14 protein-coding genes are annotated in these 12,589 nt (G+C 69.9%); 6 read left to right on the top strand and 8 right to left on the bottom strand.

The annotated features are described in order from the left end of the window. Nucleotides 1-13 precede the first annotated feature (13 nt). The 6 genes from pcaH (at nt 14) to CLV71_RS10755 (ending at nt 4,698) form a co-directional block, all read left to right on the top strand. Nucleotides 14-805, top strand: a complete 792-nt coding sequence (pcaH, locus tag CLV71_RS10730) for a protocatechuate 3,4-dioxygenase subunit beta (RefSeq protein ID WP_133902475.1) — start codon at nt 14-16, stop codon at nt 803-805. Beyond that, complete coding sequence (pcaG, locus tag CLV71_RS10735; RefSeq protein ID WP_133902476.1) at nt 802-1,320, top strand: protocatechuate 3,4-dioxygenase subunit alpha; 519 nt, start codon at nt 802-804, stop codon at nt 1,318-1,320. The genes pcaH and pcaG overlap by 4 nt, the downstream gene beginning before the upstream one ends. Continuing rightward, complete coding sequence (locus tag CLV71_RS10740) at nt 1,317-2,486, top strand: thiolase family protein (protein WP_133902477.1); 1,170 nt, start codon at nt 1,317-1,319, stop codon at nt 2,484-2,486. Before pcaG ends, CLV71_RS10740 begins: the two co-directional genes overlap by 4 nt. Then, a complete protein-coding gene (locus tag CLV71_RS10745; protein ID WP_133902478.1) occupies nt 2,483-3,178 on the top strand; it encodes a 3-oxoacid CoA-transferase subunit A in 696 nt (231 codons plus the stop codon). Before CLV71_RS10740 ends, CLV71_RS10745 begins: the two co-directional genes overlap by 4 nt. Continuing rightward, nucleotides 3,175-3,804 (top strand): 3-oxoacid CoA-transferase subunit B, encoded by a 630-nt coding sequence (locus CLV71_RS10750; RefSeq protein WP_208297496.1) that lies wholly within the window; start codon nt 3,175-3,177, stop codon nt 3,802-3,804. The genes CLV71_RS10745 and CLV71_RS10750 overlap by 4 nt, the downstream gene beginning before the upstream one ends. 102 nt (nt 3,805-3,906) lie before the next feature. Further along, nucleotides 3,907-4,698 carry a hypothetical protein gene (locus CLV71_RS10755; RefSeq protein WP_133902479.1) on the top strand — a complete coding sequence of 264 codons (792 nt, stop codon included), beginning with the start codon at nt 3,907-3,909 and terminating at the stop codon, nt 4,696-4,698. 104 nt (nt 4,699-4,802) lie between these two features. Here CLV71_RS10755 and CLV71_RS10760 read toward each other — a convergent pair whose 3' ends face one another. The 8 genes from CLV71_RS10760 to CLV71_RS10795 form a co-directional block, all read right to left on the bottom strand. Next, a complete protein-coding gene (locus tag CLV71_RS10760) occupies nt 4,803-5,138 on the bottom strand; it encodes a S24/S26 family peptidase (protein WP_133902480.1) in 336 nt (111 codons plus the stop codon). 147 nt (nt 5,139-5,285) lie between these two features. After that, the gene (locus CLV71_RS10765; protein WP_133902481.1) at nt 5,286-5,921 is read right to left on the bottom strand and encodes a GntR family transcriptional regulator; all 636 of its coding nucleotides are present in this window, start codon (nt 5,919-5,921) and stop codon (nt 5,286-5,288) included. A 168-nt stretch (nt 5,922-6,089) separates the two neighbouring features. Next, the gene (locus tag CLV71_RS10770) at nt 6,090-7,250 is read right to left on the bottom strand and encodes a pyridoxal phosphate-dependent aminotransferase (RefSeq protein WP_133902482.1); all 1,161 of its coding nucleotides are present in this window, start codon (nt 7,248-7,250) and stop codon (nt 6,090-6,092) included. A gap of 102 nt (nt 7,251-7,352) precedes the next feature. Next, nucleotides 7,353-9,218 (bottom strand): elongation factor G, encoded by a 1,866-nt coding sequence (locus tag CLV71_RS10775; protein ID WP_133902483.1) that lies wholly within the window; start codon nt 9,216-9,218, stop codon nt 7,353-7,355. An 84-nt stretch (nt 9,219-9,302) separates the two neighbouring features. After that, on the bottom strand, nt 9,303-9,647 hold the full coding sequence (locus tag CLV71_RS10780) for a pyridoxamine 5'-phosphate oxidase family protein (RefSeq protein ID WP_133902484.1): 345 nt from the start codon (nt 9,645-9,647) through the stop codon (nt 9,303-9,305). A gap of 46 nt (nt 9,648-9,693) precedes the next feature. Then, the gene (locus tag CLV71_RS10785; protein ID WP_133902485.1) at nt 9,694-10,530 is read right to left on the bottom strand and encodes an MBL fold metallo-hydrolase; all 837 of its coding nucleotides are present in this window, start codon (nt 10,528-10,530) and stop codon (nt 9,694-9,696) included. After that, nucleotides 10,530-11,081: a TetR/AcrR family transcriptional regulator gene (locus tag CLV71_RS10790; protein ID WP_133902486.1), complete on the bottom strand. Its 552-nt coding sequence runs from the start codon at nt 11,079-11,081 to the stop codon at nt 10,530-10,532. The genes CLV71_RS10785 and CLV71_RS10790 overlap by 1 nt, the downstream gene beginning before the upstream one ends. A gap of 38 nt (nt 11,082-11,119) precedes the next feature. Then, complete coding sequence (locus CLV71_RS10795) at nt 11,120-12,589, bottom strand: glycosyltransferase family 39 protein (protein ID WP_133902487.1); 1,470 nt, start codon at nt 12,587-12,589, stop codon at nt 11,120-11,122.

A 12,589-nucleotide genomic window follows, 5' to 3' on the forward strand; every position in this document is an offset into this window, starting at 1 on the left:
TAGTTTCCAGGATGTGACCGAAGCCCCGCCTCGCGGCGTCACGCCGCCGGCCGCGTCGTCCGACGCAGCGGCCGCCACCCAGGACGAGATCAACGCCGAGATCGCCGCCATCGCAGCCACCCGAACGGGCGACGAGCCACAGCCCCGGCTCGACTACGCGCCGTATCGCAGCAGCATCCTGCGGCACCCGACCAAGGCGCTCCACCAGGCCGACCCCGAACTGGTCGAGCTGGTCGCGCCGGTGTTCGGCCACCAGGACGTCGACGCGCTCGAGTCGAACCTGACCATCCAGCACCGGGGCGAGCCACTCGGCGAGCGGATCGTCGTGACCGGCCGGATCATCGACGGCGACGGCAGGCCGGTCGCGAACCAGCTGGTGGAGATCTGGCAGGCCAACGCGTCCGGCCGCTACGCCCACCAGCGGGACCAGCACCCGGCGCCGCTCGACCCGAACTTCACCGGCACCGGCCGCTGCCTCACCGGGCCGGACGGCTCCTACCGGTTCACGACGATCAAGCCGGGCCCGTACCCGTGGCGCAACCACGACAACGCGTGGCGGCCCGCGCACATCCACTTCTCGCTGTTCGGCACCGACTTCACCCAGCGGATGATCACCCAGATGTACTTCCCCGGCGACCCGCTGTTCGCGATCGACCCGATCTTCCAGTCGATCGTGGACCCGAAAGCCCGCGAACGGCTGATCGCGACCTACGACCACGGCGTGACCGTGCCCGAGACCTCGACCGGCTACCGCTGGGACATCGTGCTCACCGGCGGTCACCGCACCTGGACGGAGCCCTCATGACCGCGACCCCCGGCCAGACGATCGGTCCGTTCTTCGGCTACTCGCTCCCGTACGAGGGTGGCCCGGACCTGGTCCCGCACAACCACCCCGACGCGATCCGCCTGCACGGCTCCGTGCGTGACGGCGCCGGTGCCCCCGTGCCGGACGCGTTGCTGGAGATCTGGCAGGCCGACGGCGCCGGGAACGTGCCCGCGGTGGGTGGGTCGCTGCACCGCGACGGCTACACGTTCACCGGCTGGGGCCGCGCGGCGACCGACAACACCGGCCACTACACGTTCACGACCGTCGAGCCGGGTGCGCCGTTCATCGCTCTGACGGTGTTCGCGCGGGGTCTGATGAACCGGCTCTTCACCCGGATCTACCTGCCGGACGCGACCGACCCGTTCCTGGAGACGGTGCCGGCCGGGCGGCGTGAGACGTTGGTCGCACATCGCGAGCCGGAAGGGCTCCGGTTCGACGTCGTGTTGCAGGGTGAGGGGGAGACGGTCTTCCTCACCTACCCGGGGCACTCATGAGCAACGCATTCGTGTACGACGCGGTACGCACCCCCTTCGGCCGCTTCGACGGCGCGCTGTCGAAGGAGCGCCCGGACGATCTCGCCGCCGCGGTCCTGAGCGCGCTGGCCGAGCGGACTCCCGGACTGGACACCGGCCAGGTCGACGAGGTGGTGCTCGGGCTCGCGAACGGCGCGGGTGAGGACAACCGCAACGTCGGCAGGATGGCCGTGCTGCTGGCCGGCTACCCGGTGACCGTGCCGGGTTCGACGATCAACCGGCTGTGCGGGTCCGGGCTGGACGCCGTGATGTCGGCGTCGAGGCAGATCGAGACGGGCGACGCGTCGATCGTGGTGGCGGGCGGCGTCGAGTCGATGACCAGGGCGCCGTGGGTGCTGCCGAAGCCGGACCGCGCGTTCCCGGCCCGGGACGTGACCGCGGTGTCCACGACCCTGGGCTGGCGCCTGGTGAACCCACGCATGCCGAAGGAGTGGACGGTGTCGCTCGGCGAGGCCAACGAGCAGCTCCAGGAGGAGTTCGGCATCTCCCGGGAGCGCCAGGACGCCTTCGCCGAGCGGTCTCACCGGCTCGCGCACGCCGCCTGGGAAGCGGGTTTCTACGACGACCTCACCGTCCCGGTCGGGGACCTGACCCGCGACGAGAGCATCCGCGCGGACACGTCGCCCGAGAAGCTGGCCAAGCTCAAGCCGTCGTTCCGGCCGGACGGGACGATCACCGCGGGCAACGCGTCGCCGCTGAACGACGGCGCGTCCGCGGTGCTGGTGGCAGGCGAGTCCGCGGGCCTCGGCCAGGACCCGGTGGCGCGGATCGCCGGGCGGGCCGCTGCCGCGCTGGAGCCGCAGCGGTTCGGGTACGCGCCGGTCGAGGCCGCGAACCGAGCGCTGGAGCGGGCGGGCATCACCTGGTCGGACGTGGGCGCGGTCGAGCTGAACGAGGCGTTCGCCGTCCAGTCGGTGGCGTGTGTCGACGCGTGGAAGATCGACCAGGAGATCGTCAACACCCGGGGCGGCGCCATCGCGATCGGGCACCCGCTCGGCGCGTCCGGCGGCCGCATCCTCGGCACGCTGGCGAAGGTGCTGCGCGAGGACGGACACCGCTGGGGCGTGGCGGCGATCTGCATCGGCGTCGGCCAGGGGCTCGCGGTGGTGCTGGAGAACGTCTCGTGACGTCGCTGTGCGAGTCCGCCGACGAGGCCGTGGCCGGGATCTCCGACGGTGCCACGGTCCTCATCGGCGGGTTCGGCACGGCGGGCCAGCCGGTGGAGCTGATCGACGCGTTGTTGCGGTCGGGTCCGAGGGAGCTGACCGTGGTGTCGAACAACGCGGGCAACGGCGAGCACGGGCTCGCGGCACTGCTGAAGGCGGGCCAGGTGCGGCGGATCCTGTGCTCGTTCCCGCGTCAGAAGGACTCGTACGTGTTCGACGAGCTGTACCGGTCGGGCCGCATCGAGCTGGAGGTGGTTCCCCAGGGGAACCTGGCGGAACGGCTGCGTGCCGCCGGCGCGGGAATCGGCGCGTTCTACTGCCCGACCGGCGTCGGCACGCCGCTCGCCGACGGCAAGGAGACCCGCACCATCGACGGGCGGGACTACGTGCTGGAGTACCCGATCCACGGCGACGCCGCGTTGATCAAGGCACACCGGGCGGACACCCTCGGCAACCTCGTCTACCGCAAGACGGCGCGGAACTTCGGGCCCGTGATGGCCACGGCGGCGAAAGTGACCGTGGCACAGGTGCTTTCCGTGTCCGAACCGGGCACGCTGGACCCGGAGGCGGTGGTGACGCCCGGCATCTTCGTCGACCGCGTCGTCGCCTGCCCGTCACCGGCGGTGCTCGCGGAGGAAGGGGCGGCAGGGTGAGCCGAGGAGACCGGCTGGATCGCGCGGGTATCGCACGCCTCGTGGCACAGGACATCCCGCCGGGGTCGTACGTGAACCTCGGCATCGGCCAGCCGACACTGGTGGCCGACCACCTCGCCGAGGACTCGGGGGTCGTCCTCCACACGGAGAACGGCATGCTCGGCATGGGCCGCGCTGCCAAGGGGTCGGAGATCGACCCCGACCTGCTCAACGCGGGCAAGATCCCCGTGACGGAGACTCCTGGCGCGTCGTACTTCCACCACGCGGACTCGTTCGCGATGATGCGCGGCGGCCACCTGGACGTGTGCGTGCTCGGGGCGTTCCAGGTGTCGTTCACCGGCGACCTCGCCAACTGGCACACCGGCGAGCCGGACGCGATCCCCGCGGTCGGTGGCGCCATGGACCTGGCGATCGGCGCGAAGTCGGTGTTCGTGATGATGACGCTCTTCACCGATGCCGGCGCGCCGAAGCTGGTGCCGTCGTGCGACTACCCGCTGACCGGGCTGCGGTGCGTGAGCCGCGTGTACACGGACTACGGCGTTTTCCTGTTGGATCAGGACGGGGTGACGATTCGCGAAACTTTCGGAATCGAGGAACCCGACCTACGGGCCAAGCTGGGACTTTGACCTGACCACGAAGTTATCCGGTCGAGATTGAACCGTGATCGTCTACGTTCCGTATTCAGCTGTGTAAGCCGGCGTGTCCCTTTCCCCACATGAGGTGTGAAGATGTCGCCTGCCCACACGCAGCAAAAACACAGAAAACGTATCGCGATCCTGGTAGCCGGTCTCGTCACCGCCGGTGGCGTGGCCTGGGCGACGAGCGCGTTCGCGGCCACCGGCGACGAGGCCGCCACGCAGACCATCGTGTGCCCGACCCCGGTGATCGGCGACGTCCCCGCCGCCGCACAGGCCGAGGTCGACCGCGAACTCGCCAACCTCGACAAGCAACTCGCCGAAGCCAACACCCGCCTGCAGAACACCGTCGGGCAGGGCGGCGCCAACTTCGTCCAGAACGCGATCCTCGGCCCACTCGCCGACAAACGAGCATCCACCCTCGACCGCATCGCCATAGCCATCGGCCGCGTGGCCGACCGCCCGCAGGGCCTCGACCAGTTCGCGACCTGCGCACTTTCCGGCGGTGATGCCCAACCGGCCCCGACCACGACGACAACCGAGGTAACCGACGCCCCGCCCGCCACCGAGACAGCAGAGGAGCCCCCACCAGCCGCCGTCGGCCAGATCGTGTGCCCGACCCCGGTGATCGGCGACGTCCCCGCCGCCGCACAGGCCGAGGTCGACCGCGAACTCGCCAACCTCGACAAGCAACTCGCCGAAGCCAACACCCGTCTCCAGAACACGGTCGGGCAGGGCGGCGCGAACTTCGTCCAGAACGCGATCCTGGGACCACTGGCTGACAAACGAGCAGCCGCCCTCGACCGCATCGCCATAGCCATCGGCCGCGTGGCGGACCGCCCGCAGGGGCTCGACCAGTTCGCCACCTGTCAACTGACCAACTGACCACGAAATCCACGCGGTGCCGTCTCGAGCAATTCCCCGGCTCGAGGCGGCACCGTTTTACGTGCCCGGCCTCGTCACACCGGGAATCATCCCGTTATCAGTGGTCACAACGCCTTACCGGCCGTCCTCGGCCGAGGATTGCCGTCGACGGCGACACAGATTCCGTAGACCCGTGCGTGGTTAGTCCACCCGTTGACCCGACCGCGGTTGTTGCTGATCCGCACCCGCCCGCGAGCGTGGTCGACGGCCGACACGAGGTGCAGGTAGACAGCACCCGCGACACGGGCCAGCACGATGTCCCCCACCTCGACGGCGGCAGGGTCACACGGGGCGACGGTGACGAGCTGGCGGCTCCTGATGAGCGGGACCATGGAGGATCCGGTGGGGCGGAAGGAAACGGTCTCCCCGGCGGCGAGCCGTTCGGCAATCACTTTCATCATCGTGCCGCCAGTGTCGCGGCCCGGAGACCACACCCGCCACACAATTCCGCGAACGGTCCATTCACGCGCATCGGGCACCCGTCGCTGTCGGTGCCGCCGACTACGCTGGATCTCGGGGGGCCGACGGCCGCCATCGACCATGAACGGTCAGGAAGCGCGCCCGCCTCGGCTCAGGTGCCGGTCCAGCGCACTGGCCGACCTGCGCACGTGCCGCCGCGCCAGCCGCTCCGCCTGGTGCTGCTGCCCGGCCGCGATGGCGGCGACGATCTCGCCGTGCTCCGCGAGCGCCGCGTTCGGTCGCCCCGGCACCCGCGCCGACGTCGACCGCCCCAGGCGCAGCTGCCCGATCATGTTCTCCGCGACGTACTGCAACCGCCCGTTACCCGCCGCGGTCAGGATCTCCTGGTGGAACTGGACGTCGAGGTCGCTGTAGCCGGACAGGTTGTGCGCGGCGACCTCCTCGGTCTGCGCGTCCACCAGTGCCGCGAGCCGCGCGACCAGGTCGTCGCGGGTCGGCAGGGCCGCGACGCGTCGCGCGGCGATGCCGTCGAGCACCTCGCGCAGCTCGTACAGCTCCTGCATGTCCGCCCGGTTCACCTCGGGAACGAAGAAGCCCCGGTGCGGGTGCAGCACGAGGAACCCCTCGCGCTCCAACGCCGTCAGCGCCGCCTTCACGGGCGTGGCGGACAGCCCGAACTCCTCACACAGCGGCCGCACGCTCACGTGCGAGCCCTGCGCCAGACGACCGCTCAGTATCGCCTGGCGTAACTCTCCGTAAGCCATGCTGCTCAGCGTGCTTCTCGGCAGCGACACAGCCGTCCTTCCCGATGGTGGTGATCGGAAACACACTACCCACCACTCATCGGGTCCACGACAGCAGATCGTCTCAGTTCAGCGCATATTGAATCCAAAACTTCCTTTGCGCTTGCGAAATGCCTCGCGCCGCCCTGCTCAGGCCGTGCGGGCCCCTCGGCGTTCTGCCAGCTCGTCGTCGAACCGTGGCTGCAGGTAGTCGTCCAGCCCCTCCATCAGGCGGGCGACGTCCTGCTGCGGTCGCACGACCAGCCGCAGGAACTGGTTGCTCATGCCGAGCTTGTTGCCGCACTCGCGGATGAACACCTGGTGCCGCCCGATGAGGTGGTCACGCAGCTGTGTGCCGTCGATGCCCTGCCCCAGCTTCACGAGCAGGAAGTTCGCCTGCGACGAGTACACCGACAGCTCCGGCACGCGGGCGAGCTGCATGCCCATGCCGTAGCGGTCCCTGGCCAGCAGGCGCAGGCTCTCCCGGTACTCCGCACCGTGCGCGCCGAGCATGAACACGACCATCTCGGCCAGGGAGTTGAGGTTCCACTTGGGCAGGATCTTGCGCATCTTGCCCGCGAGACCGGGGTTCGCGACGAGGTAACCGAAGCGGATGCCGTGCAGGCCGAAGTTCTTGCCGAGGCTCTTCAGCACCACCACGTTCGGCCGGATCGCGGCCTCCATCGCGACCGACGGCGCGGGCTCGGCCTCCACGAAGTCGATGAACGACTCGTCGATCACCACGAGGTCCAGGTCGGACAGCTCGTCCATCAGCCGGATGACCTCGCGACGCGGCAGGTAGCCGCCGTCGGGGTTGTTGGGGTTGCACAGCACCGCGACGCGTGAACGGCGCTGGCGGATGAACCGCACGTACTCGTCGACGTTGAGCTGGAAGTAGTCGATCTCCCGCAGGGGGAACATGTCGACGCGCTTGCCCGTCTCCATCGGCTGGTCGGTCCAGCGGCCGAACGTGGGGATCGGGATCGCGAGGCTCTCGTGGACCCACATGTGGTCCATCCAGGTGATCAGCTCGGTGGAGCCGTTGGCCATGGCGAGGGTGGCGGGGTTGAGTCCGAGGACCCTCGCCAGCTGCCCGGTGATCGTCTCCGCGCTGCTCGGGTAGAACTTGAGCATCATCGTGAGGTTCCTGGCGAGCTCGTCGAACATCTCCGGCGTGGGGAAGTACGGGTTGCAGGGGATGCAGAAGTCCACCAGCTGCCGACCGTTCTCACCCATCTGTCTGGACAGCTCGAAGAACGACGGGCTGTGCGCGGTGTGCTGGAAGAGCCCCGCGTCCACGCTGTGGCGCATCGATCAGGTCCGTTCGCTCGTGCCGGTGGGTCACAGCAAGATACGTATGGGCGGAACGACCAGTTCACGGAATGGTCTCGCGTGCATCTCGCCGGGGTAACGTCAGACCCTCCTGACCACGTGCAACAGGTATTCCTTGCGGTTGAGCGGATTGTGGTCAGACCGGGGCCGGGTGGGCACCTCGCCGGTCACCTCGCGGTAGTGGTCGAAGCCGCTCTCCAGCACCCCCTCGCCACGGGTGAGCGGCGGCAGCCGCTGCGACAGCGCGTGTACTCGCTCGGCCGGGATGTCGCCCTCCACCACGGCGGTGGTGTCGCCGACGGTCGTGCCCAACGGCACCGCACGGTGGCGGACCAGCACCGGGAGCACCGCCGGGTACACGTCGTCCGGCATCTCCAGCCGGAACCGGTGCATCGGCTCGAACACGAGCGTGCCCGCCTGCGCGAGCGCCGACATCAGGACCAGCGGGGTCAGGTTGCGGAAGTCGCCCGCGGTGCTCGACATGGTCTTGTCGAACGTGCCGTGCGAGTGGCTCTGCCTGGCCCAGTAGCCGGAGTGCGTCATGGTGACGACGACGTCGGTCACCGACCAGCCGTGGAGGCCCTGCGCGAGCGCCGCGTGCACGCTCTCCTCGACGGCGGTGAAGAACGCGTAGGGCATCGACCCCAGCTCCACCCCCAGCTCGAACCGCACGCCGGACCCGACGGGCCCCGGCTCGACCCGCAGGCCGACCGTGGCCAGGAACGGCCCGGTGCCGATGAGTTCGACGTCGGAACCCACTCCGGCGGGTCGCTCGACGTGGATGGTCGTCGTCTGACGGAAGGCGACCTCGATGTCGTACTCCTCGCGCAGCGTCGCCTCGATGACCTCCTTCTGCACCTCGCCGTAGAGGGACACGGAGATCACCTGGTCGTCCTGCCGCAGGTTGATCAGCGGGTCCTGCTCGGCCAGCTGGGTGAGCGCGGCGTGCAGCGCGCCCCTGTCGGACTGGCATGCCGGCGTCACGACGGTCTCCAGCGTCGGCGGCGCGAAGTGGCGCCTGGTGTCGGCGGCGGGCTCGCCGATCGTGTCGCCGACGCGGATCCCGCCGAGGCCCCACAGCTTCGCGATGCGCCCGGCGCCGACCTCGTCCGAGGTGCCCGTGCCGAACACGCTGATCGCCGTGACCTTGCCCGAGGGCAGCCGGTCCCGCACGCGCAGGGTGCCGTCGAACATCCGCACGTAGGCGATCTTCTCCCCCGCCGGGCCGCGCTCGACCTTGAACACGGCACCGGCGGGGGGACCGTCATGTGTGGACACCGTGGGCAGCAGGCTGGTCAGTCCGGCCATCAGCTCCTCGACACCCGCGCCGGTGATCGCGGAGCCGAAGTAGACCGGATGGACGTCCCTGGTGTGGGTGGCAAGCGTTTGCCTCAGGCGTTCCTCACTCACCTTCGCACCGTTGACGTACGCGGCGAGCAGGGCGTCGTCGTGCTCGGCGAGCGTCTCGAACGCGTCGGTCAGGTCGGCCCGGACCGCAGGCGCGAGACGCGTGGTGATCTCGCGGAACACGCGGTCCGGGTCGGCGCCGCGGCGGTCGGTCTTGTTGACGAAGACCAGCGTAGGGATACGCAGCCGACGCAAAGTCCGCATGAGCACACGCGTCTGCGCCTGCACCCCCTCGACGGCCGAGACCACGAGCACGGCACCGTCGAGCACACTCAGCACCCGCTCCACCTCGGCGATGAAGTCCGGATGACCGGGAGTGTCGATGATGTTGACGGTCGTGTCGTCAACGCGGAACGACACCACGGCCGAACGAATCGTGATGCCACGACGACGTTCGAGCGCCATCGAGTCGGTCTGCGTCGAGCCGGCGTCGACGCTCCCCAACTCGTCGATCACGCCCGCGTCGAGCAGGAGCCGCTCCGTCAGGCTGGTCTTACCGGCGTCGACATGCGCGAGAATCCCGAGGTTCAACGAATGCACGAAGGTTCATGTCCTCTGCGTGGGTGGCAGTTGGCTGGGTGGACATGAACGCTCGCCGCATGGCGGAACCCCCTGGTCTCGGGCTTACCGGTCCACGAAAGCAGACCCACCGGTCGCCGACAACCGAATATCCGGTCGCCGCCAGGCGCCGCTCTGGGTGGCGAGGCGCCACGGCGTCATCCTGAGCACGATGATGTTCGGGTCGCGGTGGTCGTCGGCGCCGAGGATGCGCGGGTCGTACCCCAGGGGTGGCTCGGCGGCCTCGAAGAGGTCCCAGACCTTTCGCCGGGTGGGCTCGTCGTCGAGGAACTCGGCGTCGCACTCGGCGACGGCGGTGTCCTGTGTCGGGCTCCAGTACGAGCAGGAGACGTGCGGCCGACGAGGCCATCCGCAACCGACGGGTGCGCCCGCCAACCTGAGCGCCCCCATGCACTGAAGGACGCCTTCCTAACGCTGGACGTTACGAAGGACGCCTTCAGTGCAGCTGGTGGGCCGCGTACCGGTGTAGCTCGACCGGGTCGTGGGCGCTGATCGTCTCGATCTCCGTGCCGTGGTCGGCCACCAGTGTGCGCAGTCGGTCCTGGTTGGACAGGCGGGTCGTGCGGTCGGTCTCCACGAGACGCTGGAACACCCGCAGACCGCGGGGGCACGCGTCGGCCGAACCGGTCTCGCCGTGGAAGAAGTACGCGTCGCCGCAGTGGAGGAGCCACCTGTCGCCCGTGCGCACCGCCACCCCCGCGTGGCCCAGCGTGTGGCCGCCGAGCGGGACGATCAGGAACTCGTCCGCCGGCAGTCCGTTCAGCTCGTGCACCGCCTCGAAGCCGAACCACGGCTCGCCGCCCGTCTCGTAGGTCTGCCAGTCCGGGTCGTGCGACCACTGGGCCGGCCGGAACCGGTGACGGTCACGCGTGTTCGCCTGCGCGAAGGCGTTGCCCCGCTCCGCGGCGTACACGTGCACCTTGGCGTTCGGGAAGTCGCGCAGGCCACCGGCGTGGTCCAGATCGAGGTGCGTGAGCACCACGTGCCGCACGTCCTCCGGCCGGAAGCCCAGGCCGACCACCTGCCGCACGGCCGTTTCCCCGACGTCGAGCACCGGCCGGGCCACCTGCCTGAACCAGCCGGCCAGCGAGCCCTTCGGGTTGGTCACGTCGTCGACGCCCAGCCCGGAGTCGACCAGCACCAGACCGTCGTCCGCCTCGACCAGCAGGCAGTGGCACACCATCGTCGACCTGCGCAGCAGGCCCGGCCCTCCGTCGATCAGGCCGCCGCCGAGCGGCCGCATGGTGCCACAGTTCAGGTGGTGAACTCGCATTACCTCGCCCCTTCGATGAGTACGCGCAGGTCGGCGCCGACCTGACGCAGTGGCGCCACGTCGCGCCGGGTCCTGGCCAGCAGCAGCGCACCCTCGACCGCCGCGAGCACCGTCGTCGCGAGGCCGGCCGCGCGGTCGGCGGGAATCCCCTGTCGGACAAGGAAATCCGCGACCACCTCCAGCCACGACGCGTACGCGGCCGTACACGCCTCGCGGACCTGCTCGCTGTCGGCCGCGACATCCAACGCGACCGTCGCGACCGGGCAGCCGTTCCTGAAGTCCGACGCCACCAAGTGCTCGGCGAACATCGCGAGTGCGCCCTCCAGGTCGTCCGCGGCACGCAGGCCGGTGCGGATCTCGTCGGCCGACAGAGCCACCGACTCGGCGGCGAGCTGCTCCTTGCCCCCGGGGAAGTGGAAGTACAGTGAGCCCTTGGGCGCCTGCCCCTCCGCGATCACCTGGTTGAGCCCCGTCGCGTGGTAGCCCTGCGTGCGGAACAGGGCAGCCGCGGTCCTGAGCAGACGCTCGCGCGTCTCGCCGTGCTTTGCCATGACCAAAACTATATAGACCGGTCTAGTTCAGGACAAGCTCAGTAGTACCTGCGCAGGTCGGGCCACAGCCGCGACCACGGCCGGGCCGGACCGTCACACAACCACACGTCGGTGCCGACCTCGTCGTTGTCCCAGTCGTAGCCGATGTCGATCTCGGTGACCCGCTCGCAGCCGGTGAAGTCGCGGCCGGGGTCGACGCCGACCAGCACCACCGGGCCGGACATCGAGTCGGCGGGCGGCCCCCAGTCCGCGTAGGACATGTGGCCCGAGTACGGAACAGGCACACCGAGTTCCGCATGGAAACGCTCTATCGCGCCCGCCTCGCCGAAGTTGCCCGCGAAGATCACCGCACGGTCGCGGTCGGCGGCCGGGATCCGGTCCCACACGTCCGCGACGGTCGTCGCGAACTCGTGCCAGCCGACCTGCTCACCCTGCTCGGCGTTCATCGCGACGACCGGGCCGAGCGCGGCGGCCGGCAGCAGCGGGAGGCCGACCACCGTCGACACCAGCGCGCCGACGACCGCGGCCACGCCTGCCCCCACCCGGCGACCACGACCGCCTCGGGCGAGCCAGCGCGACGTGGGCTCCGCACCCGCCGCCGTCATCAGCACCAGCAGCGGGATCGAGTAGTACGGCTTGCCGCCCAGCACCAGCAACACCACGCACAGCACGGGATAGGCCAGCGCGAGCGCCCGTGCGTCCGGATCGCGGAACAACCGCACGATGCCCGCCACCCACACCGGCACGAGCACCGGCGAGACGTAGACCAGCTGCATGGGCACGAACAGGATCCGGCTCTCCGCACCGTCGTCCTGGCTGATGCCGGACGCGACGGTGAGCAACGGGAAGTCGTGCGCCGCCTGCCACACCAGGACCGGCGCGGCCACCACGAGCGCGACCCCGACACCGGCGGCGAGCCACCAGGTCCGCAGCACCGAACGGGGACCGAGGACCAACAGCGACACGCCGATCGCCAGTACCAGCACCAGGATCAGCCACTTGTTGGCCATCCCGACGCCGACGGCCGCGCCGACCGCGAGCCACCACCGGCCGTCGCCCGTGCGGAACAGCCGCAACGCGAACAGGCCGACGAGCGCCCACAGCAGCATGTCGACGGAGTTGGTCGTGAGCATGTGCGACACGACCACGGCGTAGGCCGACAGCGCGGTCGCCACGGCGGCGAACACCTGCGCGTCACGCCCGCCACCCAGCTCACGGGCCACGAGCGCGACCACCACGACCGTCGCGGCGCCGAGCAGGGTCGCGACGACGCGCAGGCCCGTCGGGGTGTCGCCGAACACGGCGGTGGACAGCCGCGCGAGCAGCGGTGTGATCGGCGGCTGGTCGACGTACCCCCAGTCCGGCCGGTCGCCGGCCGCGAGGAAGTACAGCTCGTCGCGGTGGAAGCCGTAGCGGCCGGACAGCGCGGTCAGCACCACGGCCTGCACCGCCACGACCACGCCGACCGCGCGAGCCGCGAACGGCGGCAGGTCCCGTGTCTCGCCCAA

This window comes from Actinophytocola oryzae, from assembly GCF_004364325.1.
Taxonomy (GTDB): Bacteria; Actinomycetota; Actinomycetes; order Mycobacteriales; family Pseudonocardiaceae; genus Actinophytocola; species Actinophytocola oryzae.

Bases quoted from the DNA above. Each gene is read 5' to 3' on its own strand.
- pcaG (WP_133902476.1), top strand. From the start codon at position 802: ATGACCGCGACCCCCGGCCAGACGATCGGTCCGTTCTTCGGCTACTCG.
- CLV71_RS10740 (WP_133902477.1), top strand. From the start codon at position 1,317: ATGAGCAACGCATTCGTGTACGACGCGGTACGCACCCCCTTCGGCCGC.
- CLV71_RS10755 (WP_133902479.1), top strand. From the start codon at position 3,907: ATGTCGCCTGCCCACACGCAGCAAAAACACAGAAAACGTATCGCGATC.
- CLV71_RS10760 (WP_133902480.1), bottom strand. From the start codon at position 5,138: ATGATGAAAGTGATTGCCGAACGGCTCGCCGCCGGGGAGACCGTTTCC.
- CLV71_RS10765 (WP_133902481.1), bottom strand. From the start codon at position 5,921: ATGGCTTACGGAGAGTTACGCCAGGCGATACTGAGCGGTCGTCTGGCG.
- CLV71_RS10770 (WP_133902482.1), bottom strand. From the start codon at position 7,250: ATGCGCCACAGCGTGGACGCGGGGCTCTTCCAGCACACCGCGCACAGC.
- CLV71_RS10780 (WP_133902484.1), bottom strand. From the start codon at position 9,647: ATGGGGGCGCTCAGGTTGGCGGGCGCACCCGTCGGTTGCGGATGGCCT.
- CLV71_RS10785 (WP_133902485.1), bottom strand. From the start codon at position 10,530: ATGCGAGTTCACCACCTGAACTGTGGCACCATGCGGCCGCTCGGCGGC.
- CLV71_RS10790 (WP_133902486.1), bottom strand. From the start codon at position 11,081: ATGGCAAAGCACGGCGAGACGCGCGAGCGTCTGCTCAGGACCGCGGCT.